The 26,319-nt window shown below is 38.9% G+C and carries 19 protein-coding genes and 1 other RNA gene; 3 read left to right on the forward strand and 17 right to left on the reverse strand.

The genetic code is table 11. The features are described from left to right. Positions 1–37 precede the first annotated feature (37 nt). Positions 38–1,471 (reverse strand): MocR-like pyridoxine biosynthesis transcription factor PdxR, encoded by a 1,434-nt coding sequence (gene pdxR / locus ACFSO7_RS11805; RefSeq protein WP_377877512.1) that lies wholly within the window; start codon positions 1,469–1,471, stop codon positions 38–40. Between the two features lie 99 nt (positions 1,472–1,570). Here pdxR and ACFSO7_RS11810 point away from each other — a divergent pair, with 99 nt between their 5' ends. Then, positions 1,571–1,723, forward strand: coding sequence for a hypothetical protein (locus ACFSO7_RS11810; protein WP_377877513.1), 153 nt, complete (start codon positions 1,571–1,573; stop codon positions 1,721–1,723). Positions 1,724–2,496: 773 nt separating this feature from the next. Here ACFSO7_RS11810 and ACFSO7_RS11815 read toward each other — a convergent pair. After that, positions 2,497–5,970 (reverse strand): DUF4073 domain-containing protein, encoded by a 3,474-nt coding sequence (locus ACFSO7_RS11815; RefSeq protein WP_377877640.1) that lies wholly within the window; start codon positions 5,968–5,970, stop codon positions 2,497–2,499. Between the two features lie 477 nt (positions 5,971–6,447). Then, complete coding sequence (locus tag ACFSO7_RS11820) at positions 6,448–8,142, reverse strand: WG repeat-containing protein (protein ID WP_377877514.1); 1,695 nt, start codon at positions 8,140–8,142, stop codon at positions 6,448–6,450. 298 nt (positions 8,143–8,440) lie between these two features. On the opposite strand from ACFSO7_RS11820, the gene ACFSO7_RS11825 reads away from it, so the two are divergent. After that, positions 8,441–9,652: a GMC family oxidoreductase gene (locus ACFSO7_RS11825; RefSeq protein ID WP_377877515.1), complete on the forward strand. Its 1,212-nt coding sequence runs from the start codon at positions 8,441–8,443 to the stop codon at positions 9,650–9,652. A gap of 23 nt (positions 9,653–9,675) precedes the next feature. Then, positions 9,676–10,122, forward strand: coding sequence for a GMC family oxidoreductase (locus ACFSO7_RS11830; protein WP_377877516.1), 447 nt, complete (start codon positions 9,676–9,678; stop codon positions 10,120–10,122). 576 nt (positions 10,123–10,698) lie between these two features. Here the strand turns inward: ACFSO7_RS11830 and ACFSO7_RS11835 are convergent. The 14 genes from ACFSO7_RS11835 to rpoN all read right to left on the reverse strand — a co-directional run bounded on the left by ACFSO7_RS11835 (position 10,699) and on the right by rpoN (position 26,075). Further along, positions 10,699–11,574 carry a cation diffusion facilitator family transporter gene (locus ACFSO7_RS11835; protein WP_377877517.1) on the reverse strand — a complete coding sequence of 292 codons (876 nt, stop codon included), beginning with the start codon at positions 11,572–11,574 and terminating at the stop codon, positions 10,699–10,701. Positions 11,575–12,036: 462 nt separating this feature from the next. Beyond that, positions 12,037–12,395, reverse strand: a transfer-messenger RNA (tmRNA) gene (ssrA, locus tag ACFSO7_RS11840). A 171-nt stretch (positions 12,396–12,566) separates the two neighbouring features. After that, on the reverse strand, positions 12,567–13,034 hold the full coding sequence (gene smpB / locus ACFSO7_RS11845) for an SsrA-binding protein SmpB (RefSeq protein ID WP_377877518.1): 468 nt from the start codon (positions 13,032–13,034) through the stop codon (positions 12,567–12,569). Positions 13,035–13,132: 98 nt separating this feature from the next. After that, on the reverse strand, positions 13,133–15,583 hold the full coding sequence (gene rnr / locus ACFSO7_RS11850; RefSeq protein WP_377877519.1) for a ribonuclease R: 2,451 nt from the start codon (positions 15,581–15,583) through the stop codon (positions 13,133–13,135). A 29-nt stretch (positions 15,584–15,612) separates the two neighbouring features. Continuing rightward, a complete protein-coding gene (locus ACFSO7_RS11855; RefSeq protein WP_377877520.1) occupies positions 15,613–16,359 on the reverse strand; it encodes an alpha/beta hydrolase in 747 nt (248 codons plus the stop codon). A 225-nt stretch (positions 16,360–16,584) separates the two neighbouring features. Further along, a complete protein-coding gene (secG, locus tag ACFSO7_RS11860) occupies positions 16,585–16,818 on the reverse strand; it encodes a preprotein translocase subunit SecG (protein WP_377877521.1) in 234 nt (77 codons plus the stop codon). Between the two features lie 175 nt (positions 16,819–16,993). Then, positions 16,994–18,289, reverse strand: a complete 1,296-nt coding sequence (gene eno, locus ACFSO7_RS11865; RefSeq protein ID WP_377877522.1) for a phosphopyruvate hydratase — start codon at positions 18,287–18,289, stop codon at positions 16,994–16,996. A gap of 45 nt (positions 18,290–18,334) precedes the next feature. Further along, on the reverse strand, positions 18,335–19,870 hold the full coding sequence (gene gpmI, locus ACFSO7_RS11870) for a 2,3-bisphosphoglycerate-independent phosphoglycerate mutase (protein ID WP_377877523.1): 1,536 nt from the start codon (positions 19,868–19,870) through the stop codon (positions 18,335–18,337). Beyond that, positions 19,867–20,625 carry a triose-phosphate isomerase gene (gene tpiA, locus ACFSO7_RS11875; RefSeq protein ID WP_377877524.1) on the reverse strand — a complete coding sequence of 253 codons (759 nt, stop codon included), beginning with the start codon at positions 20,623–20,625 and terminating at the stop codon, positions 19,867–19,869. Before tpiA ends, gpmI begins: the two co-directional genes overlap by 4 nt. 196 nt (positions 20,626–20,821) lie before the next feature. After that, positions 20,822–22,024 (reverse strand): phosphoglycerate kinase, encoded by a 1,203-nt coding sequence (locus ACFSO7_RS11880; RefSeq protein WP_377877525.1) that lies wholly within the window; start codon positions 22,022–22,024, stop codon positions 20,822–20,824. 234 nt (positions 22,025–22,258) lie between these two features. Continuing rightward, positions 22,259–23,266, reverse strand: a complete 1,008-nt coding sequence (gap, locus tag ACFSO7_RS11885) for a type I glyceraldehyde-3-phosphate dehydrogenase (RefSeq protein WP_377877526.1) — start codon at positions 23,264–23,266, stop codon at positions 22,259–22,261. A gap of 67 nt (positions 23,267–23,333) precedes the next feature. Beyond that, a complete protein-coding gene (locus ACFSO7_RS11890; protein WP_377877527.1) occupies positions 23,334–24,356 on the reverse strand; it encodes a sugar-binding transcriptional regulator in 1,023 nt (340 codons plus the stop codon). 140 nt (positions 24,357–24,496) lie between these two features. Next, the gene (locus ACFSO7_RS11895) at positions 24,497–24,739 is read right to left on the reverse strand and encodes a glutaredoxin family protein (RefSeq protein ID WP_377877528.1); all 243 of its coding nucleotides are present in this window, start codon (positions 24,737–24,739) and stop codon (positions 24,497–24,499) included. A gap of 16 nt (positions 24,740–24,755) precedes the next feature. Continuing rightward, positions 24,756–26,075, reverse strand: a complete 1,320-nt coding sequence (gene rpoN, locus ACFSO7_RS11900; RefSeq protein WP_377877529.1) for an RNA polymerase factor sigma-54 — start codon at positions 26,073–26,075, stop codon at positions 24,756–24,758. Positions 26,076–26,319 lie beyond the last annotated feature (244 nt).

The raw sequence follows: 26,319 nt of genomic DNA on the forward strand, positions 1-26,319 counted from the left end.
CATTATTGCAGGTTTATATGCAGAGTTTATTCTAAAACTATTTAGTAGCGTTTAAAGCTTCTGCAAACCTTTTCATTCCCTCATGTATTGATTCTTCATTCTCTCTAGCAAAAGTAAAGCGCACATAACCTTTTTTTGAACCCATCGTTGAGCCTGGAACATAGATAACTCCATGTTTAATTGAGTTTTCCAATAGTTTCATTTCATCCACATCTTCTTTTAATTTGCACCAAATATGAATTCCACCTTGTGGTATACTAAACTCCATTTGATCTTTTAAATAGTAGTTAAGACTGGTTACGATCTGATCTCGCCGTTTTTCTAATTCCTTAACTATTTTTTTGAGATGAGACTGAAACTCATCTGAATCTAAAAAATCGTTGGCAATCCACTGTGTAAAGCTAGCATGCCCAAAATCAATTTGTTGTTTAGCATCCGATAATCTCTCTATGACTGGATTAGGTCCGATAATCCAACCAATTCTTAACCCTGAGGCAACGACCTTCGACAAAGAGCTAATATACAATACATTACCGTGAGTATCCAGTGATTTTAATGTTGCCACTTCTTCTCCTTTAAACGACATTAGACTATATGGATCATCCTCCACTACAGGAATCCCCAGTTCAGAACATATTTCTAAAAGAACTTTCCGTTGACTCTCTTTTAGTAGAATCCCTGTCGGATTTTGAAATGCAGGATTTAAAAATATCATTTTAATGCGGTGTTTCTTATGCAAAGCGAGAAGATCGCCTGTATTAATACCATCTTCATTTACTGGTAGAAAATAAGTTTTAATACCCGCCGATTTAAAAATAGGAAGATTATAATGATAGGATGGATCCTCAATCACCACAGCATCACCTGGCTTTAGTAGACATTGGACAACTAGGTGCAAAGCCTGTTGTGCGCCAGAAGTGATGAGTATCGATGAGGAATTTGTTTCTATATTGCGGAACTCCTTCACATGCTTTGTAATCGTATTCCTTAATATTGCATTTCCCTGTGGATGATCATATCCTAGTCTACCAATAAAGGATCTAGTTGAAGTGATCTCCCTTAAGGCTTTCATTGGAAAAAGATCCTCTGACAATTCCCCACTAGCTAAATTAATAAGTTTATGTTCTTCCATCTCTTTACGTATTCTTTGGGTAACAGGCAAATTAGGTAAAAATGAACCTGCTTCAATGTACCGGTTCCAGCTAGGTATACGTTTTTTGGTTATCCCCCATATATCCTTACTTATAGTAGTACCACTTCCACGAGTACGTTGAATGAGCCCATTTGATTCAAGCTCATCAAATGCAGATACCACTGTGCTCCTATTTATATTAAACTCTTTAGCTAAGTATCTCTCCGAGGGTAGAGGTTTATCTGGTGGAAAAGTTCCATCTGCAATCCCATCTTCAATATATTCAGCAAGTTGTTTATAGATCGGTTTCTTGGCTTTTCGATCAGGTTTCCATCCCATTGTTTTACATCCCTTTTTTGAATGAACTTTTATTAATATTATATCCTTTTCAAGAGCATAACAAAGGATCCAATTTATTATAAGAAAAGTGGAAGCGCCTTGATCAGCCCCGATAAAGAAGACTGGTCGATTGGCGAGAGTAGCGAAGCCAGAGACCTAGTCGCACTTATGCAAACCGTTCTTTGGTTTGCCAAGCAAATGCTTCGCCACCCAGAAAGTCGTTCTTTGACTTTTTGGGTGGCGAACATTTGACCTCGAGGTCGACAAAAACGCGACGTCCTGTCGCATTGTCGACACTCGTACATCCTGTACGTCAGGGCTAGGCGCTGGAGCTAGACATTTTTCAAAGTCCAAAAATGAATGCTTTTTTATCTATTATAAAAAATAACCTATTGGACAATTCGACCAATAGGTTAATAAACAAAAATAGGACTAAGAAAAAAATCTAATGTACACACCAAGTGCAATTAACGACAGTAGGATAACGACAACGTAAATTAGCGTCAAGTTTGTTGTATTTCTTTTAGTCGAACTACTATAATTGTCATCACTTTTCCCTGCAATCAATAAGGTTCCAACAATAGATATTATTAAAATAATAATGACTATGGCAATTAAAATATTCATCATACACCTCTTTGCAATTATGTTATAAACAAATCCTAATGCAAATTTTATTTCATTCAAATAATCATTATAAGATAATTTTGCAAAAATACGACCATCCATTTTAGTAGAAATTTAGCCATCCACTTTAAAAACCCATTTTTAACAATCAAATACAATTGAATAAGCCCGAATATAACGGCTATAGTGACTGTATTTGGAACTTTATTTTGTATGATATGAAATATATTTAATTGAAGAAGTGTCTACCTAGAGAAGCTAACTCAATTTACTTTCAATTCTAAACTAAAAGTACTTCGTTAAATTAAATAAAAAAGGGTAAGTTTTGATTAATCTCTTCTCAAAACTCACCCTTTTTATTCGATGTTAAAATAGGTTGCAGAAATGTTTATTTAATATTAATTTTTGATATACTCATCATTTAAATGATTCACTGTATAGCTATGGGCTTTTCCCGCCTCTTCAATTTCTTTGAAAGCCCAGTGATTACTATCTACATCACTAAATGTAGAAGGAATATCTCCATTCAATGGTCCACGCTTAAAGAGTCTGTTAAGTACCTTTACAGCTTGGGCTCTCGTTAATTTCTCATCAGGATGGAATGTATTATCTTTAAAGCCTTCCATTACATCAGCTTCCTTCATAAATTGGATTGCTTCGACCGCCCAATGTCCTGCTGATACATCACTGTAAGATATTAAAGAATTTTTATCTAGGGATGAACAGCTTTTATAGGCATTACTGTCTTTTTCACATTCATTTTTCATCCATCGGTAAGCAATCGTTGCCATCTGTGCACGTGTTACTTCCTGAAGAGGGTTAAATTTATCCCCAGAAAAACCAGTCATGATACCAGACTGCTTAGCTTTCATGATTTCCCCATATCCCCAATATCCAGTACTAACATCAATGTAATTTCCTTTATTAGATAGCACTACGTCCGCTGGTAGGTTTCGTGCAAGCATGGCAGCCATTTCTGAACGTTTGACAAACGCACCCGGACGGAAAGTTCCGTCTTTAAACCCTTTGATATATGGTGTATGAGTCTTTGTGCCCTCCATATTAACGATCGTAAACGTACTAAATTTCTCTATCGTGAATTTTAATCCTTGTAGTCCATCCTTGTACGTAACGACTTCTGGTTTTACTAGTACACGTTCGCCATCGCTATGTTCAATAAATATCCCAAGATTATTCAAGAAAATTTCTCGTTCCTTTAGATTATCCGGAAGGGTCACGCCAAGTAATGGCATGATAAGATCGACTTTTCGACTTAATAGGTTTGTTTCAATCGTCATAGGGCGTCCAACAACCTCAATTGTCCCGTTACCAAGAGCTTTTTTCACGACTTCTTCCTTTTTAGCCCTTTCTTCCACTTCCATGCGCTCTGCTTCCTTCTTAATAGGAATGAAATGGAAGTATAGATCGTCATTGAAGTCTGTTAACGATGTTTTAGGGATTGAAACGGTTGCGTTTTCCGTAAAAATCTCAAGCCTTAATTCCCCACTTTTCAGCTCGTTTAGTGAAGTTATTGGAACCTTAACAATGGTTTCAGTCACGATATCCTTAACATCAGGGATTACAATTCGGGCTGTATTATTTCCTGATTCTTTTGCATTTTTCACGGTATCCCTTGCAATATTTTCTGGCATGATGACATCATCTTTAACAGAACCATTTGTTTCTGTAGTACGTTTGATCGGTGTTTTATTTAGGTTTTTGCCACTTTCTCCATCTACGTCCACTGTAATAATCTCGGTCTTACTCCCCCCTGGTGCAGTTCCTGAATCACTTGGCTCAGGACGTGAATCAGGTGTTGGTTCTGGGGTCGGCATTGGTGTTGGATCCGGGGTAGGCACTGGCACTGGTATCGGTGTCGGAACAACTATATTAGCCGTAAAAGTTAGCTTAGTTGATTCACTCGCATAATTTTGTCCTTCGACTGACTTTACCCTAACCCATACAAATTCATTTCCAGGGAACTTAGGAATACTATTGGAATTATAGGAAGTCCAGCTATCTATTCCATTTGGTGAGTACTCCATCGTGTCATCTGCACCCACTATTACATTTAAATCGTCATCTGCCGTCACATTTGGTTTTTCTGGTGTACCATAATCTCTTGTCACTTCTAAAGTATATGTTTTCGTAAATCCACCTTGGGCAGTAACGACAAGAGTAATCGTGTTTTTCCCAACCTCTAGTAGAAATGCTTCTGTACCATTATTGCCCATTAATTGACCATTCATCGTTAATGTTGCCGTTGGATCTAATGTAGCCGCTGTTAAATCTAAGCTTGTTATATGATTTGGTACATTTAACGTATAATTTTCCTCTTTAGGATCAAATACAGGGATTACCTCTCCAAATGAAGGTACCAATGTCTTTAACTCATTCGAAACTACCTGTACATTTCTTGTCACTTCAGTAGCTGCATTATTAGAGGAATCCTTTACATTATATTTCAATACATAATTCCCCAATTGATTGGTATCAACCAAACCTGACACCGTAACTTCATTGGTCAAGTCACCATCTATATCATCTTCAGCAGCAAAGCCAGGCTCTTGATAAAACTCATTCATCAATGAATAGAATGGATTATCACCCTGAAGAGTAATTATCGGCTTATTTTCATCCTGAATGATAAATTCTGCTTTACCAATAGCGGTTTCTGGGTCAGCTTCACCATTAGTCGTTCCATTGTCAGCGATTGTATAGTTAAAGCGTGCAATACCTTGAAATTTGGAAGTAGGCACAAACTGTACTTGACCATCCTCGAGGCTGACAGTCCCCCCTACCGCTCCACTTACGTCTATAATACTAAGAGTTTGATCATTTTCATTTATTGGGCCTGTTTTATCATTATCAGTTAGTTTACTTAGAGGGATGGTAATTTTTTCAGCACCCAAACCAATGGTATCAAGGGTATCCGTATTTGCCGTTGGAGCATCGTTAACCTCTGAAACGGTAATCGGAACTGTAGTTGGTTCACTTAATCCCTTTCCTGCAGCATCAACGGCTGCTTGGACCTTGAATGAAAAAATTCCCCCTTTTATAGAATTGGCATCCGCATTAGGAGTAAATTTTATAACACTATTCCCTTGTGAAACTGGGATAAACTGACCTTCAGTGATGGCTGTTACCCCATCTTTTTGAAAAAGCTTCCCACCTTGAATATCACTAATCTTGTAGTAACCAACATCTTGCTCAGTAGAAGAAATAGTGATTTCGTTTGATTGAGTATCTTCAACTGCATTAATAGTTGTAGGTGTAAAAGTCGGTGGGTTTAATTTGATAATCGCCTCTTGACCATATAATTCAAACTCAAAAATCTCTGCCCATGACTTTGAAGTTGTACTAAAACTTTCTGTCACCTTCACTCTGAAATATCTGTATGTTACAGGAGTAAAGGATTTATCAATACTTGTAAACCCTCTTTTATCTAATTCAAGATTGTCATATGAATAATCGATAGTTTGAAAATTTACTCCATCATTACTACCTTCTAAGATAATATCCTTAATAGCCCCCACCTGATTACTACCTACTACTACCCAACGATAGACTGTGTGAAGTTTTTTTGTATCGATCTTTATCCAAACTGGATTACTTTCAGAAATCATTTTTTCCTCTGATCTCCATGAATAGCTGTTAAAGTCACCTATCTTCCCATCGACAGCCCAGATTGCTTCAGCATAAAGAGAATCATAATACACCCCTGATGCTGTAATAGGTTTCCCCCATGCAACATTTCCGCCTGTAAAGTCTTCTGCGTATGTTTTTTTTGGTCCATTAGAACCACCTAAAGGGAATAATTGAACTATTAATAAAAACACTAATAAAAATGATGCTAGTTTTCGTATTCTCATTTTCAACTCAAATCTCCTTCCTTAATGTTTCATATTCTCTAGCATTCTAGTAATACTGCCTAACTATTTAATGTACTGATTCAGTAGTTACAGAAGTTGCAACAGTTGAAATACTAGTTGCCGTTCAAATTTCCATTCCCCCTCTATTAAACTATCACTCCTATTTTGACAAAATTCGACATTTTTTCCATAAAAAAAAATACTGAACTCATTTAAGGCTGTAGGAAAAAGAAACTCTAATTCCGACAATCCAATATAACATACCAAACTGAACAAATTCTCAACAAAATACTTTCTATTTTTCAAAGCATCTACTGTAGTAGTTTTAATAAGCTTTTCTCTGTTGGAATACCTTCAAAGGGAATGAAAAAATTTAATCTCAAATAGAAAAGCAGTGAATTTCACAAGTGAAATCACACTGCGTTTATTATTTATTTGACTCAAAAAGGGTAAGTAACAGTAAAGGGACTTATAAGATTAATAGTAATTTAACTTAATAATGACCTTTCCATCTTTGTCGATGAATCCTGCTTTTCCGTCCTTTTTTACATAGAGAAGTCCTTCATGGAAGTCACCTAAGCTGTCGTATTCAGGTAAAATTACGATTTTTCCAGCTTTATTGATGAATCCATATTTTCCATTGTCGTTTATATAGAAATAACCATACTGATTCGAAAAGGAGTTAATTTCATTATATTTTGGTTCGACTATAACTTTCCCTGTTTCGGTCACAATTCCGTACTTTGAACCAGTCATCACTCTTAATAGTCCTGTATCTTCCATAGAATCAATTCGATCATATTTTGGTATGATGATGACTTCCCCTTTGCTGTTTATCACACCTTCTTTATTGTTTTGCTCAAAAATCAAATAATCACCATTCAATAGACCATCTCCATAGGTTGCCATCCTTATATGGTCGTAGGTTGGCTCTACTATCACTTTACCTGTCTCGTTAATAAAACCATATTTATTATTTTGACGGATAATCGCTAAACCTATTTGGTTAAACCAACTAATAAAGTCATAGTTGAATTCAAGAATGACCTCGCCTTTTCGGTTAATGACTCCAAACTTTCCGTCCCTTGTGACCACCGCTCCATCCTTTCTAAATACATAAAGCGCTGTTTCATCCCCATTTTCCGTTTTCTCAAAAATTGGTTTTATCACCATCGCCCCAGTAGAGTCAATGAATCCAATCTTTCCATCAACTTCCACGGAAGCCAAGCCCTCTCTAAAGGCACTTACTACGTTGAAAATTGGCTCCACTATTACTTTTCCTTCCGAATTAATGAATCCGTACTTTCCATTCAGTAAGGTTTGAGCAAATCCATTGGAAAATGGTCGAATCTTATCATATTGAGGCTCAATCAAGATTTCCCCTTTTAAGCTGATTAGACCATATTTGTCTCCCTTTCGAATAGATGCTAAGCCATTTTGAATGAATCCGATACTATCAAAGGTTGGGGAGACAATGATGTTTCCCTGCTTATCGATCAGACCGCTTTTTTTATTGAGAACGACATTGAATACACCATTTGAGTTTTTGCTGATTTTATCATAGGTAGGGACTAAAACGATTTTCCCACTTTTGTTTATCATTCCGTATTTACCATTTTGCTTGTAATAAGAAATTCCATTGTGAAATTCTCCGATTTTTTCATACTTAGGTGAAACGATTATTTTTCCGTTTGTATCGATAAGTCCGTATTTTCCTTTACGTTTGTAGTAGGCGACTCCGTTGTGAAATTCTCCAATTTTTTCATACTTTGGTGGAGCGATTGTTTTTCCCTTTGTATCGATTAGACCGTATTTATTGTACCTTTCAACTAGGATCGGACTTTTATAACCATCAGCTGCATAATGGTAGATAGGCTTAACAAGTACTTTACCCCTTTGATTGATAAACCCATATTTACCATTCCTTTTGACTCTTAATAAATGAACTCTCTTTGATTGAGTTATCTCTTCATAAAGTGGCTTTAAGACAACATTTCCCTTGTTGTCCATCATGCCAAACTTCCCTTTTTGCTCGAATGAAACAAGCCCATTAACAAATTGATAACCTATAGTTTTTTTACTGATAGCGGCATTTGATGAGGGCAAAGCTGCACCAAGTATCAAGCAAAACAACAAAGATACGAGTACTCCTATTTTTAAATGATTTCTCATATAATCACCTTCTCGTCCGTATATTCAATTATTTCTTTACAATTTACTTAGTCGATAAAGATAATTTTCTAATATTTATTTTATTTCTCTATTTAGACGAATTCGATAGTTGGAAGTTACAAGTATCGGAAATCATTTTCATTTCTTACCTTTGTCCCTAAAAAGTAATTAGTACTAAGGTCAAAGGCTCAGGAGGTATGAAAAAGTAACGTGGACACTCACATATAGGTAGATAATCATAATACATATAAAAAGACTCGTAGTCTGACTTAATAGGCTTTGTGAAGGGAATGATAAAATGTCCGAAAAAAATACTTTTGATTATATTGTAATCGGGGCTGGAACTGCTGGGGGAGTGGTTGCAAAAAAATTAACGGATGACAAATCTACTTCTGTAATCGTCCTAGAACCAGGAACAAATATGGTTAAGGGGCTAAGCAGTCCTTCTGGTGCAGTATCTGGAATTTTAGCTTCTGATAATAGACATTCCTTTAATATGCTTTCAAATGCAGAGCCTAGTATAGGGAATCAGCAGCTCAGAATATCAAGCGGGAGAGCAATAGGGGGAAGCTCCGAGCATAATGCTATGTATGCAGTACGGGGAAGCAGAGAACTTTATGATGAGTGGGCACAACTAGTTGGATCTCAATGGAGTTATAACAACGTAAGTTCTTTATTTATAAAAAATGAAACTTATACGGGGAATACGCAAGAATCCGAAGAACGCGGAAGAAGAGGCCCCATTTTTGTCAAACAGCAATCCATTCCAAAGGATGGGCTTACCGTTACGTTAGCAAGAGCAGCATCTGCTGTATTAAATATTCCCATTGTTGAGGATTACAATACTGGAATAAGAGATTGTACATTTTTCAAATCACAATTTTTAAATAAGGAAGTAAATGGAAAGTTCGTTCGTTCTTCTACAGCCACAGGATATTTAGGTAGCAATATTGTTACACAAGGAAATGAGTTCCATCCAGATGAAGTTGGAGTGGGTAACAGAAAATTAGTAATTTTCACCAAAACAACAGTGAATAAAATTCTATTTGAAAAAGATGGAAGAATTCAAGTTGCCGTGGGCGTTGAATTTGTCAGAAACGGTAAAACTAATAGGGTTTTTGCTAAAAAAGGGATAATTGTTAGTGCTGGTAATTTTTCATCTGTTATTTTACAACGTTCTGGAATTGGGCACCCGAATGATCTGGCTAGAGCAGGTATTGAAACCCTTATAAACAGCCCAAATGTGGGGCATAACTTTCAAGCTCATTTTACGATTGGAATGGGAGTAGAAGTTAAAACCAATCGAATTTTAGATCTCATGTCTGCAGATCCAGACAATCCATTTCCATTAGGCGCTTTTAAAGGGGAGGGTAGAAGAGGAGGTCGCCGCCTTCAAATATATGGATCCCCAACTCCAACATTTCTCCCTACTTCAGATGTACTGTCTAATAATTGGGGGTTTGATCGTAAAAAGCAGAGCAATATTATGAGCATTGGCTTTTTGACCTAAACCCCAAAAGTAGGGGTTCGATATTGGCCTCACACAGCGACCCTGAGGCATATCCTTCCATCGACCTTAATCCGCTTGGAAATCCTGATGACCTGGATTTCATGATTGATCAGTATATTGAGACCTTCCACATTATGAAGAAAGCACGTGAACTTGACCCTGAAGGCATTTATAAAGTCGTATACCCACCTGAAAAAATATTTGAGATTAGAAATAGAGAAGAACGCCGTAAAAATTTAGAAAGATATGCAAGAGCTTCATATCGCAATATTTTCCATTTTGGAGGTCAATGCAAGATGGCTAGGAGTATTGATGACGGAGTTGTAGATGGATATCTGAATGTCTTCGGTACCAAGAACCTAAAAGTCGCCGATCTTTCCATTTCCCCCATTTTACCAGATGGCAACACTTCCATACCTTCCCAAATGATTGGTTTAAATGCCGTTAAATTTATTCAGGAACAAGAATGAATAGATACGTCGGGATAAATTAAAGACTAAGCTATATTACAAGGAATCCATCTAAAAAATGACGTTGGTTAGAAAATTGACCAACGTTTTTTATCTCATAAAAAACTCGTAATATCTTGTGCTTAACAATCTTTCGGTTCAATTTCGCCTAATCACCTCTCCGTTCTGCATTACAAAATGGTGTATTAATTCGCTGAATAACCTGAATAGATGATTTTTTCCAAAAACATGGAAACTCCAACTTACATCTTGTCAACACAATTCAATAATAACAGAAGTTACAAACTAGTGAAGATAGCCGCTGTTTTAGTAAATTAAGTTAAATTATATTATGTTCTTTAAACTACCCTTTTCTTGCCCGAAGAAATTAAAATAAGTCAATCTAAGAATGCTATCAGGTTTCTGTTTATCGAAGGGAACGGAGTATGAATCGCCTTTATCGTCCTTTAGTATTTTTGCTAGTTCCTACCCCGAACGAAATACTCTGGCTAATAAAACTAAATCACCACATCCCATAATGTGCAAGTTCAAAATTCGAGGTGTTTCATTAAGTAAATATCCTTAGCTAATTTAAAATCATTGTACAAGAGGTTCAACGTGAACATGAACGTTATATACTTCATGTTTTTCTTCTAATTCATTCTCCACATTCGTAGCGATATTATGTGCTTCTCTTAGGCTAAGCTCAGATTGTACTAAAATGACCACGTCAACCACTTGATTATTACCATAATACCGCGCTTTAATATCCTTAACGGCTCTTACTCCCTTAGTGCGAAGAATCGCTTCCTTATAAATCAGTATTTCTTCTTCATCAAAACCATCTGTTAAATGGTGAGAGGCATCTCTAAAGATTTCCCAAGCTGTCTTACATATGATTAATCCCACAATTATTGCAGCCACTGGATCTAACCACGAGATTCCAAGTTGAGAACCAATAATTCCAATTACAGTCCCTATACTGACCAATGCATCGGATAAATTGTCCTTTGCTGCTGCCATAACAGATTGACTTTTGATTTCTCTAGCTAGGTTTCTGTTATATCGATAAACAAAGTACATGACAACAGCAGCGAAAATACCTGCCCATGCAGAAATCAATTCTGGTGATTGATATTCTCCAATAATTGATTTATGAACCGCCTGATAAACTACATGAATACCCACTGCCCCCATAATAAATGAAGCAACCATAGATGCGACAGTCTCAGCTTTCCAGTGCCCGTATGGATGATTTTTATCGGCTGGCTTTTGGGCAAATTTTAACCCTATTAATACAGCTATAGAAGCAACAATGTCGGTTGCATTATTTAGACCGTCTGCCTTTAATGCTTCCGATCCCGCCCATAGACCAATGACCACTTTCAATATGGATAAAAATATATAAGAAATAATGCTAATCATTGCTCCCGTTTCACCGCGTTTAAGATCTTGATATTTTGTTTCCTCCATAAGAACGTCCCCCCTTAAATGCCAATCTATAATATCAAAGGGAATCTGGGTGGGTCTATAGCAATCTTCTTTACCTGATAAACAAATCTAAGAGGAAGAAAACTATGTTTCATTAGGGCAAAAAGCCAATCAAATCTAGTTGATTGGCTTTTTGTTCATAATTAGATTTTTCTACCTTTTTTCCTTTATGTTATCAACATTTTTCGGATAATTACTTCCTATATCAATTAAATCTTACATCAGTTTCAGTTGTAGGACTCTTCCTGACGAACGTAAATAAGCAGAAAATATGCTCGAAAGCTTGCACATTTCTGCTTATTACTATTTTTAGTTATAATTATTAATCTTGTTCCAGTATTTTGAAGTATTTATTTGCCGAAAGTATTTTTAAGCATAAAGTTGCCAAAACGGCAAGATTATAGTTAAAGTCACACAAATATAAAAAACCACCAAATATGTATTTGGTGGAGACGGTGGGAGTCGAACCCACGTCCAGAAATATCGCCACTTAAGCTTCTACGAGTGTAGTCGACATATTCGCGTTTCACTGATCCATCTGCCTATCGACAGGCGTCCGGTCAGCTAGTCTGGTTGTTCTCTTCCTTCATCCTCAGACGGTGGACTCCGGCGTAGCCTACTAAGAGTGAGTCCGCTACCGTACCACATAGGCGATGGACGGGCGAACAGCTATGCAGTATTAAGCTGCGAAAGCTAAGTTGTTGTTAGTTTTGCCAGTTATAGGCTTTGACGTTTTAACGAGGCCGATCCCCTCGACTCGCAACCTAAGCTCGAACTACCCCTGTCGAATCCGTAGCGTCCCCATTATAAAATGGTCAGCAGCTGATTAGGCATGCGTGACGTTCGGAAGCTCATTGATTTCCTCGAGCTAAGTTATTCATCGCCGGATAAGAACCCGTCGACATTTATTATTATAACACAGAGCAATCGAATTTCAATTGTAAGTTATTGTAAAATAAATTCCAGTAAGCACTCTATTCCTTCTGGCGGCTACGAAACGCTCTTTCGATTTCCCGCTTCGCTTCTTTTTGTTTTAAATCCTCACGCTTATCATAGTTTTTCTTACCTTTAGCTAGACCAATTAATACTTTCGCATAACCATTTTTTAAGTACAATTTTAAAGGTACGAGTGCATAGCCTGTCACTTTTGTCTCACCAATAAGCTTATTAATTTCCCGATTATGAAGAAGTAGCTTTCGTGTTCTGAGTGGATCATGATTATATCGATTCCCTTGTTCATACGGGCTCACATGCATGCTATATAACCAAGCCTCACCATTTTGAATTCTAGCATACGAATCTTTGAGGTTTACTTTTCCTGCACGGATCGATTTAATTTCAGTTCCTTGAAGGACAAGTCCTGCTTCATATGTATCTTCAATAAAAAAATCATGATACGCTTTTTTGTTTTGAGCGACCGTTTTCCCTTCCCCTTTTGGCACTTGTCTCTCCCCTTTCAAACATCGTTTATCTTTTTATTCTACCAAAATTTTCACAAGGATGAAAGTGAGCTGAATCAATGATTCAGCTCAGTCCCTTATTACTTACGTTTTTTCGGTTTCCGTTTGGCACCTGGCGCATTTTCGAAGAATTTACGCTTTTTCTTCGGTTTCTTCGCTTCTCCGCCTCCGCTTGAAGCATTTCGACTTTCTCCAGCCTGATTGGATGAAAATCTTCCTTCACCCTTACGACCTTGACCGCCTGAACCTGATGGGCGTCCTTCTCCTCGGCGTTTTTGTCCCCCAGAGCCTGCAGGACGTCCTTGACCACCGCCTCTTCCAGAACCGCGTCCACCTTCACCTGGACCTTTCGTTCTAAAAATCTTTTTCGTATCACTTCTTTCACGACGAGTGCCCTTCATGCCAACAATTTCAAAATCAATTGATCTTTCTTCTTTGTTTACATTGACTACTCGGACGGTAATTTCATCACCGATTCGGAACACATTTCCTGTTCGCTCACCAATCATCGCGAAATGGCGTTCGTCAAAACGGTAATAATCATCGGTCATATAGCTAACATGAACAAGTCCTTCAATGGTATTCGGTAGCTCGACAAACATACCAAAATTCGTGACAGAGCTGATGATTCCATCATATTCTTCACCAATTTTATCCTCCATGAACTCGGCTTTCTTCAGTTCATCCGTTTCTCGCTCCGCATCTACGGAACGACGCTCCATTTTCGATGAATGTTCTGCAATTTCCGGAAGTCTGGCATTCCATTTTTCTCTCGTTGTATCGTCGAGTTTTCCTTCAATTAAATAAGTCCGAATTAAGCGGTGGACAATTAAATCAGGATAACGACGGATTGGCGAAGTAAAATGGGTGTAAAATTGGGTCGATAAGCCAAAGTGACCTAAACTATCTGGATCATATTTCGCCTGTTGCATCGATCGTAACATCACAGTTGAAACAACCATTTCCTCAGGCTTCCCCTGCACCTCTTCAATAATTTGCTGTAGTGCTCGTGGGTGAACGTCATTGGCTGTTCCTCTTACAAGATAGCCAAAGTTTGTGATGAACTCGAAAAATCTTTGCAGCTTTTCTTCTTTTGGGTCTTCGTGAATCCGGTAGATAAACGGTACATCCATCCAATGAAAATGTTCGGCAATCGTTTCATTTGCTACGAGCATGAACTCCTCAATGAGACGTTCAGCTACCGAACGTTCACGTAACACAACATCAATTGGCTTTCCATCCTCTTCGACTAAAACCTTTGCTTCTTTAAAATCAAAGTCAATTGCCCCACGGTTCATCCGCTTTTCTCTTAAAATAGCAGCCAATTGCTCCATCATTTGAAACATCGGAACAAGTGGTTCATAGCGCTTCATTAACTCTTCGTCCTGGTCGACAAGAATTTTATTCACATCCGTATAGGTCATGCGCTCTGTCGTTTTAATGACACTTTGAAAAATTTCATGCCCGACTACTTCACCCGTTGGGGTAATTTCCATATGGCAAGACAAAGTTAGGCGATCGACTTTCGGATTTAATGAACAAATCCCATTCGATAAACGGTGAGGGATCATCGGAATCACTCGGTCAACTAAGTAAACACTGGTGCCACGATCAGCTGCTTCACGATCGATAGGTGATTCCTCCGTCACATAATAGGAAACATCCGCAATATGTACGCCTAGCTTATAATTTCCACTGGCCAATTTTTCCACCGTAACGGCATCGTCTAAATCCTTTGCATCCGCGCCATCGATGGTGACGATCACTTCATTACGTAAATCGCGGCGGTTTCCGATTTCGCTCGGATCGATTTCGTCAGGTGTTTCATTGGCGTGTTGAATGACTTCCTCTGGGAACGCCATTGGTAAGCCATGCTTATGAATGACAGATAGAATATCGACACCTGGATCATTTTTATGACCTAAGATTTCAGTAATTTCCCCTTCCGCACTTTTTCGACCTTCAGGGTAACTGGTTAAGTGAACGACTACTTTATGACCTTCCACTGCCCCTTTGGATACAGCTTTCGGTATGAAAATGTCACTGGCGAATTTTTTATCATCGGGAATGACAAAGCCAAAATGCTTGCTTTCTACATAGGTTCCGACAATGCGTTGGATACCCCGTTCTAAAATTCGGACTACCGTCCCTTCACGTCGTTGACCTGAGGTTTCCGTTGTCACTCGAGCTAGTACGGTGTCTCCGTGCATTGCATTGTTCGTTTCATTTGGTGGGATAAAAATGTCATCCATCCCCGGTTCATCAGGAATGACGAAAGCAAACCCTTTCGCATGCCCAGCCAATTTTCCACGGATAAGGTTCATTTTTTCAGGTAAGCCATAACGATTGCTTCTTGTGCGAACGACTAGTCCTTTTTCTTCCATAATTACAAGTGCCTTGACGAAATCTTTAAAGTCAGCGGAATCCTCGATTCCAAAAGCCTGTTCCAGTTCTTGAACGGTTAACGGCTTATAAGCTTCATCCTTCATGTAACGCAGCATCCGGTCGATGTGGTTTTGAATCTCACTCATTTGCTAACCTCCTTTTATATTTGTTTATATTAGTCTATCCAATCTAATTTTTCTAAAAACTGATAAATATCTTCGTGCAATTGGTCTTTTTCTTTATCGAGGGTGATGACATGACCTGATTCTTCATACCATTTGATTTCTTTGAATGGTGATTCAATTTCGTTGTAAATGATATTGGCACTTTCTGTATTGATCATATTATCATTTCTCGCTTGAACGACAAACGTTGGAGCGTAAATCATATCCACGTTTTTCCGAACCTCTTGAATCAAGCCTCGCAATGCTTTTAATGTGTTCATTGGTGTCTTTTCAAATTCAGCCATTTCTTGCTCTATTTGCTGGTCAGATTTTGTTTCTCGCTTTTTATATTCGCGAGCGTAGTCCAAGATTCCTTTATACATGACTTCTTCACTTTTAATATGCATCGGTGCGCACATTGGGACAATTCCTTTTATAGGTAAAGTGTAACCTAATTTTAAAGAGAATACCCCACCCAGTGACAATCCAACGACAGCTATTTCATTGTGTCCTTTATCTTTTAAATGCTGGTAGCCTTTTTGAACATCCTCCCACCAATCATCTGGACCTGTATGTACGAGTTCTTCAGGGGGAACACCGTGGCCTTTATATTGAGGTGCATGACAAGTATAGCCTTTTGCTTCAAGGAATCGACCAATCATGCGGACATCAGAAGAATTCCCCGTAAATCCGTGTAATAAAAGCACAGCCCTTTTTCCACCTTCAAAGGTGAATGGTTTAGGTAACGCGATTTTCATTTATTTCAATCTCCTTAATTAACCATGAAATTCATAATCCTTATATTCTCTTTATTAGTTTTAACAAAGTAGGGACGAACATTCCAGAAAAACGAATGTATTGGCACTTTAGCGCATCACCGCATTGGGGGTCAGTCCCTCATCGCTTTAAAGCGATGGGGGACTGACCCCCAATGCTTTAAAGCGTTAAAAAGCCGCCCTTTTTCTAGGACGGCTTAATGGGTATTATAATTTAAAATAGGTTACTGCAATCGTTAGTAGGAAGAATAATACAACTAAAACGATTGTAATACGGTGTAGCACTAGGTCAAGTCCTCTTGCCTTTTGTTTACCAAATAATTGTTCTGCTCCACCGGAAATAGCTCCAGATAGTCCAGCACTTTTCCCTGATTGTAAAAGCACAGATAGAATAAGGCCGATACATACGATAACTAATAATACAACTAAAAACGTGTGCATGAAAGACACCTCCTGTAAAACGTACATAATGCATTATTACTAATTTATCACAAATTTCTAAAATGGACAATAGCTGTTAAAAAGCTCCTATTCTTTAACACATTAAAGCAATGGGGACTGACCCCCGCCGATTTAATGTGTTAAAGAGGGGCAATGTTTGCCCCTCTTGGAATCATTATTTTAGGTTGTAGAAGGATTTGCGGCCTAGGTATTGTGCTGTGTCGCCTAGTTGGTCTTCGATGCGTAGTAGTTGGTTGTATTTCGCTACGCGGTCGGTACGGGATGGTGCACCTGTTTTAATTTGACCTGCGTTTGTAGCAACAGCAATATCAGCGATCGTGTTATCTTCTGTTTCACCAGAACGGTGGGAGATAACCGCTGTATAGCCAGCGCGCTTCGCCATTTCAATCGCGTCAAATGTTTCTGTCAATGTACCGATTTGGTTTACTTTGATTAGGATAGAGTTCCCGATTCCTTGTTCAATACCTTGGCTTAGCTTTTCTGTATTTGTTACGAATAAGTCATCGCCAACTAATTGAACTTTTTTACCAATACGCTCTGTTAAAAGCTTGTGACCTTTCCAGTCGTTTTCGTCTAAACCATCTTCAATCGAGATGATTGGATATTTAGACACTAACTCTTCGTACCAAGCAACCATTTCTTCTGAAGTTTTCACAACACCTTCGCCTGCTAAATGGTATTTGCCATCTTCCTTGTTGTAAATTTCAGAAGCTGCACAATCCATCGCTAACATAATTTGCTCGCCTGGTTTGTAGCCTGCTTTTTCAATCGCTTCGATGATGGTTGAAAGTGCTTCCTCGTTCGAACCTAGGTTCGGAGCGAATCCACCTTCATCACCTACAGCTGTGTTTAAACCTTTTCCTTTTAAAACGGATTTCAAGCTATGGAAAATTTCAGCACCCATGCGGAGCGCTTCTTTAAAGCTTTCTGCTCCAACTGGCATTACCATAAACTCTTGAATATCTACGTTATTATCCGCATGTGCTCCACCGTTGACGATGTTCATCATTGGAACAGGAAGCTGCTTCGCGTTAAATCCACCTAAGTATTGGTATAAAGGAATATCTAAGTAGTTTGCTGCTGCATGTGCAACCGCCATCGAAACACCAAGGATTGCATTTGCTCCTAGTTTACCTTTATTATCTGTACCATCTAGCTCGATTAGAGCTTTATCGATTCCTACTTGGTCTAACACATTAAATTCTTCAGCAACAAGAAATGGAGCGATGATTTCGTTCACATTATCAACCGCTTTTAACACACCTTTTCCAAGGTAACGGTCCTTGTCTCCGTCACGAAGTTCAACCGCCTCATACTCTCCAGTCGATGCTCCACTTGGAACCATTGCGCGTCCGAAAGCGCCTGACTCTGTAAAAACCTCCACTTCAACTGTTGGATTTCCGCGGGAATCTAATACTTCACGAGCATATACGTCTACGATAAATGGCATGAAAAATCTCTCCTTTTGATAAATGGCTATTTTTTTTAAAAATCTTTATTTCTGAATTAATGTTGTGCCTGTCATTTCAGTTGGTTTTGTTATACCTAATAAATCTAGCATAGTTGGTGCTAAATCTCCAAGAATGCCATCTTCACGAAGCTTGGCATCTTGTTTCGTGATAATAACAGGGACGGGATTCGTCGTATGTGCCGTCATTGGTGTTCCTTCGAGTGTGACAACCTCATCAGCATTCCCATGATCAGCAGTAATAATGACCGAACCACCCTTTAATAAAATTAAATCAACAACTTTGCCGAGACATTCATCCACGACTTCGATCGCCTTGATTGTCGGCTCAAGCTTCCCTGAATGCCCAACCATATCTGGGTTTGCAAAGTTTAAGATGATGGCATCGAACTTATCAGCTTCGATTTCCTTTACAAGTGCATCAGTCACTTCAAATGCACTCATTTCAGGCTGTAAATCATATGTAGCAACCTTCGGCGAATTGATTAAAATTCTTTCTTCGCCTGGGAATTCAGCTTCTCGACCCCCACTCATAAAAAAGGTCACATGGGGATACTTCTCAGTTTCCGCAATACGCAATTGCTTTAAACTATTTTGAGATAACACCTCACCAAGCGTATTATCCAAGTTCGTCGGTTTAAATGCAACATATCCATCCACTGTTTCGCTAAAATGAGTTAAACAAACGAAATGCAAGTGTTTCGGATGTTTTGGCCCACGATCGAAGGAGCGGAAATCCTCGTTCGTAAATGTATTAGAAATTTGAATGGCACGGTCTGGACGGAAATTGTAAAAAATGACGGCATCATTGTCCGCAATAGTGGCAATCGGTTCGCCGTTTTCCTTTGTTATAACAGAAGGAAGAACGAATTCGTCGTAGATTCCATTTTTATAAGAGTCTTCAATGACCTCCATTGGCTCTGTATACGCTGGTCCTTCTCCATACACCATCGAGCGGTACGATTTTTCCACTCGCTCCCAACGTTTGTCACGGTCCATTGAATAATAGCGGCCTGAAATCGTGGCAAACTGGCCAACACCATACTCCTTCATTTTTTCCAATGTCTGCTCGATATAGCCACCTGCTGTTTGTGGCCCTACGTCACGTCCATCAAGGAACGCATGAATATATACGTTCTTCACGCCTTCTTCAGCCGCTAATTTCAACAAAGCAAACATATGGTTGATATGACTATGCACACCACCATCTGACAGAAGACCGAACAGATGAAGATTCGTCCCATTCTTTTTCACATGCTCCATGGCAGCGCAAATGGTATCATTTCTTTCAAATTCACCTTCACGAATGGCGACGTTCACACGGGTTAAGCTTTGATACACAACTCTTCCCGCACCAATATTTAAATGCCCGACTTCTGAATTTCCCATCTGCCCTTCTGGTAATCCGACTGCCTCTCCACAAGCCGTTAAATGAGAATGTGGATACTCGTTCCAAAAGCGGTCAAAGTTCGGTTTATTCGCTTGAGCAACGGCATTCCCTTTTCTTTCGCTTCGACAAGCAAATCCGTCTAAGATGATTAAAGCAACAGGTGATTTGCTCATTTCACACCTGCCTCCAATAATTGCAAGAATGAGGTGGATTCTAGACTCGCGCCACCTACAAGAGCTCCGTCAATATCTGGTTGTGCCATGTATTCGGCAATATTACTTGGCTTTACACTACCACCGTATTGAATGCGAACCTCATCAGCCACTTCTGTGGAAAATTGCTCTGCAATCACTTGACGAATATGAGCACATACTTCATTCGCATCTGCAGGAGATGAAGATTTACCTGTACCGATCGCCCAAATCGGTTCATAAGCAATGACTGTTTGTTTTGCTTGCTCATCGGTTAATCCAGTTAAAGCTATTTTCACTTGGTTTCCAACGAGCATGTTAGTTTGTCCGGCTTCCCGCTGCTCTAACGTCTCACCACAGCAAACGATTGGTGTGAGTTTATGCTTAAAAGCGGCTAATGTTTTTTTATTTACTGCTTCATCGGTTTCATTAAACATTTCACGACGTTCAGAATGCCCTAATATGACATAATTTACTCCAAGATCTGATAAAGCTACTGGGCTGATCTCACCAGTAAATGCACCGTTTTCTTCAAAGTGCATATTTTGAGCACCAATTTCTACCTCATTGCCTTTTGAAGCTGAAACTAGACTTTCTAAAAAAAGCGCTGGTGCACAAATCACAGACTCCACTTTGTCTTTCGCTGGCACTAAACCTTTCACCTCTTCCACAAAGCTATTTGCTTCCGAAAGAGTTTTATGCATTTTCCAGTTTCCTGCAATGATTGGTTTACGCATCTAGGTTCCATCCTTTCTCCTTATCCTTTTTCTTTGTTCCACTTTAAGACCTCTTTATAAAGGTTGATCTAAATGAAACTATCGTACTGTTACAACTGGCCACTTTTTAAAAAGTTGGTTTATTTCGCTAATCAGAATTTATATCCATAAATTCTGAACGCATAAGTGCAACTACCCCTCTGTCTTCGCCTTAAGGCTAGCCAATCGGCGAGTTTTCTTTATCGTTTAATGCGACAACGCCTGGAAGTGCTTTACCTTCCATAAACTCTAACGATGCTCCGCCACCAGTGGAGATATGGCTCATTTTATCAGCAAGATGGAATTTCTCCACTGCTGCTGCAGAATCGCCTCCACCAATGACAGAATACGTGTCATTTGCGTCTGCTAGACTTTGTGCTACGGCTTTTGTTCCGTTTGCAAAGGCATCAAATTCAAACACGCCCATCGGTCCGTTCCAAATAACTAGCTTTGATTTTTCGATGACATCCTTATAAATGGCTGCTGTTTTTGGTCCGATATCCAATGCTTGCCAATTGGCTGGGATCTCCGTCACATCTACTTCTTTTGTGTTTGCTGTAGCTGAAAATTCATCGGCTACAACAAAATCAACTGGTATGTAAAAATTAACACCTTTTTCTTTTGCTTTATCCATAAACGATTTTGCTAAGTCGATTTTATCTTCTTCTAAAAGCGATTTTCCGATTTCATGTCCATTCGCTTTTACAAAAGTATTCGCCAGTCCGCCACCGACAATAAGGTTATCGACTTTTTCAAGGAGATTTTCAATCACGTCTATTTTATCTTTTACTTTAGCGCCACCAATTATTGCGGTAAATGGTCTTTCAGGATTGGAAAGAGCTTTGCCTAGAACATCTAGTTCTTTTTCCATTAAGAGTCCAGAAACGGCTGGTAGATAGTGCGCGATTCCTTCAGTTGAGGCATGGGCACGGTGTGCTGCACCGAAGGCGTCATTTACATACAGATCAGCGAGTTCAGCAAAGGCTTTCGCCAGTTCAGGATCATTCTTCTCTTCACCAGGGTAGAAGCGCACGTTTTCAAGAAGAAGGACGTCACCTTCTGTCATTTCAGCGATGAGTTGTTTAACACTTTCTCCATATGCTTCGTCAGCCTTTTGGACGTCTTTGCCGAGAAGCTCAGAAAGTCGTGCTGCAACAGGAGTTAAACGCATTTCTTCGTTTACTTTTCCTTTTGGGCGGCCAAGATGGCTTGCTAAAATAACCTTTGCCCCTTGCTCACTTAAATATTGAATCGTTGGCAAAGCAGCACGAATTCTCGTATCATCCGTTACCTGACCATCCTGCATCGGCACATTGAAATCCACACGGCAAAATACTCTCTTCCCGTTCACATCCACATCTTTCACAGACTTCTTATTCATCACAAAAGAACCTCCCAATCGAAATAAAATAACACTTTACCACATTAACGCACTGGGGGTCAGACCCCCGATGCGTTAATGCGTTATAGTGGTGGGGGACTGACCCCCGACGTGGTAACGTGTTAAAAAGGGGAGTGGGGATTTTTCCCCGCTCCCCTTTCTAAAGACTAGCTTAATTTTCCAATATTCATTATAGCGGTTCTATTCTTCAATTCCAACTTTATTATGAATGTTTTATAGTCCTTTTTGTGCGATGTAGTCACAAAGGTCGACTACGCGGTTGGAATAGCCTGTTTCGTTGTCATACCAAGATAGAACTTTAACCATGTTTCCTTCTAATACCATCGTTGATAGTGCATCGATCGTTGAAGAAGCTGCGTTTCCATTGTAATCACGAGACACTAAAGGCTCTTCGCTATAAGCTAAAATTCCTTTTAATTCGCCTTCTGCCGCATCTTTTAATACTTGATTCACTTCATCTGCGGTTACCGTTTTATCAAGTTCAGCCACTAAATCGACAACAGATACGTTTGGAGTTGGAACACGCATCGCCATCCCATTTAACTTCCCTTTCAATTCAGGTAATACTAACGCAACTGCTTTAGCTGCACCTGTTGAAGTTGGGATAATGGATTCTCCCGCTGCACGTGCACGACGGTAGTCTTTATGTGGAAGGTCTAAAATTTGTTGGTCATTTGTATACGCATGAACCGTCGTCATCATTCCACGCTTAATACCAAATTTGTCATTTAATACTTTAGCAAATGGGGCTAAACAGTTTGTTGTACAAGATGCATTTGAAATGACATGGTGGTTTGCTGCATCATACTTATCATGGTTTACACCCATTACAATTGTGATATCTTCATCATTAGCTGGCGCAGAAATAATAACCTTTTTCGCACCCGCTTCTAAATGCTTCGCTGCATCTGCACGCTTCGTGAAACGGCCAGTCGATTCTATGACGATGTCGACACCAAGCTCTCCCCAAGGAAGCGCTGCAGGATCACGTTCAGCAATTACTTTCACTTTGTGGCCGCCAACTACTAAGTAGTCGCCATCGACCTTCACATCTACATCAAGAGTTCCATGAACGGAATCGTATTTTAAAAGATGAGCCAACATATTTGCATCTGTTAAATCATTGACCGCTACAACCTCTACATTTGGGTTATTTAATGCTGCACGAAAAACTACACGTCCAATACGACCAAATCCATTAATACCAACTTTTACTGCCATTTTTATTTCCTCCTTTTATTGTTTAAGGGTTATATTTATTAAAAAATATTTTGCTAACATATTAGGGTTAGTCAACTAACAAACGTTTTGCTGCCCCTTCATCCGTAATTAGAATGGTTGAAGTTGGAGCTTTTTGCATGTATGCGCGAATCGCTTTTGCTTTTGAAGATCCTCCAGCTACAGCTATGACATTGGGGATATGGTCTAAATCGCTTAATTGAAGGCCGACCGTAAGTACTTTATGAACAACTTCACCGGCTTCATTAAAATAATATCCAAACGCTTCGCCCACTGCTCTCTCCGCTTTCATTTTTTCCAAATCTTGAGGATTCGTTTTACGGCGCTCTGCCATTGTTATAGCGTCTCCAATTCCGTGTAAAACCATGCTAGCTGAACGGATTTTATCAAGCACCTCTTTAATCATTGGTTCCTTCATAAAGGATTCATAAATATCGTCGCTTACCTGATCAGGAACATAAAAAACTCGATGTTTTTGTTTCGTATTAGTTGCCATAATTGAACAAATTGTATTTGCTTGGTTTTGAACATCTTCACCAATTCCACCCCTTGCTGGAACGAATAACAAATCATCCCTTGTGAGATCAGGTGTTAATTTTTCGGCCACAGCAGCCATCGTTGTTCCACCAGTAACGGCGATCGTTTCATTACCACGAATGAAATCCTTCATACTTGTTGCACAAGCCCTACCTAATTCACTTTTTATCCAAGGAGATTCATCGCTATCACCAGAGACGATCACCACTTTACGAATATTAAAGCGTTGCCTTAATTGCTCTTCCATCACGTCGATACCCGCCGCTTCCCTCATCACCGAGTCAAGCTTTTCTAACAAGTCGATTCCGATAGAAGTAACCTCCATCCCGACGCTTTTAACCGAGATCAAGTGTTGATCTTTTAAAAAATCAACCTCACTGCGCAAAACTCTCTCCGTTAATCCTAAGCTTTGGGCTAAACTCCTTCTTCCTACCGGCTGCATTCGATAGATATATTGAAGGATATGATATCGTTTCTGCATAATTTCAAGCAGGTCAGGTAATAATTTCTTTTGTATATCAATCAATGAATACATAAGTCAAAACTCCTTCATGCCACTATTCAGTCTAGGTGGACAGAAAATGTCCCTGTTAGACAAATTATGTCCCACTAAGGATAAAAAAAATCACCCCTGCTACAATTTTCATTTTAACAGGAGTAAAAAAGAGTTTCAAGCTATATGCTTTCTTGTAACCGCTTACTAATAATAAATTTATTAATATGGCCGTATTCAACCTCTTCCCCGTCTATTTCAACTACTGGAATCATCAGCCCGTACTTTTCCGTTAACTCATCACTTTCATCTATATCTTTTTCAATCCATTCAAATTCCATTTCTTGATGGAGCTCCTCTATGACCACTTTTGCTTTGTCACATAAGGAACATTTTTGTCTTGTATAAAAAATTAGTGTCGGCATTTTTCATTTTACCCCTTTAATGATCGTATCTTTTCCTTTTAGAAGAGGATGGAATGCTTAGCTGATCGCGATATTTCGCGACCGTTCTACGTGAAACTACGATACCCTCTTGATCTTCTAATAGCGCTACGATCTCTTGATCAGAAAGTGGTTTTTGCTTATTTTCGTTATCAATTAGTTTCTTTAAAGCATCTTTCACTTGAGTAGATGAGGTCGAATCCTCATTTGTCGTTTGAATCGAGCTAGTAAAAAACGATTTTAGTTCAAAAATACCAAATGGTGTTTGCACATATTTTTCCCGAACGGCTCGACTTACCGTTGACTCATGGATCTCGATTTCATCCGCTACTTCCTTCATCGTCATCGGCCTTAAGTTCGATGGCCCACTTTTGAAAAAATCGGGTTGTTTCTCGACAATCTTAAGAGCTACTTTTTGCAGTGTTTCTTTCCTTTGTTCCAGGCTTTTTTGGAGCCATTGATATTGTTGAGCCTGATCTTCCATATAACGAGATACTTGTTTATCATCAGAACTTACATATTGATGATAATAAGCTTGATTAAATGAAATTTTCGGTAAAAGTTCATCAAAGACTGTGATCGAATATTCACTGCCATCCCAAACGACAACAATATCAGGAACGACAAAGGCCGTCGATTCTGTCATATATTTTGCTCCTGGTCTCGGATTCAAGGTTTGAATAAGATCAAAAGCAGACTGAATATCAATTAAACTGACTTGGAGTTGTTTGGATAGTTCTTTCCATTTTTTATCGGCAAAGGCTTCAAAATGCAATTCTACGAGAATAATTGCTAATGGGTGTGGAGTTGGCATTCTTTTTAGCTGAATCGACAAACATTCCTGTAAAGACCTTGCTGCAATTCCTGCTGGCTCCATTGCCTGCAAGATCGCGATGCTTTTTTCCAAATGATCAGAAGGAACATTATTACATGCCGGACACTCTGCTAAATACCCATTTTCATCAATGCATTGAATTAAAAGTTTGAGTGTTTGCCTTAAGGGCTTAATCTCATCATTTAAAGGAATTTGTGCCATTAAATGTTCGACAATTGACTTTTTATGTTCACCTATTTGTTCTAGCCAGTCATTTTGAATGGTAGTGGTCGTTGCTTTTCGTTTCTTTTTTCGGTCTGCAAGAGGGTTCACAGGCACAGCCGTTGGGTCGACTTGGATGAGTGGGTTTTCTAATGCTTTACTTTCAAGGAACTCAGTTAGCTCCTGTGTAGAATATTGTAATAACGCAATCGCCTGTGAAAGCTCCTGTGTCATTGTTAATTTCAAGCTTTGTTGTTGAAAAAGCCCTTGTTTGAAACTCATCACACTCACCCCTTATCCCTTATTTTACAATAATGTGTGAGTTTGGTGAATGGGAATAAAATGGAAGCGTTTACATAAAGGTGATGATCCGTTCAAAAATAGTTGAATAATTCATATTCTAACCTTTAAACGTAACGAATCCGACAAAATACCTAAAAAATTTGACGATACATGTCGAAATATAGTAAATTAGAACTAGCGAAGAATACTCAAACTATTCTTTTTCTTTGGCAAGGGAGCTCGG

This window comes from Bacillus sp. CGMCC 1.16607 (genome assembly GCF_042683745.1).
Taxonomy (GTDB): domain Bacteria; phylum Bacillota; class Bacilli; order Bacillales; family Cytobacillaceae; genus Pseudoneobacillus.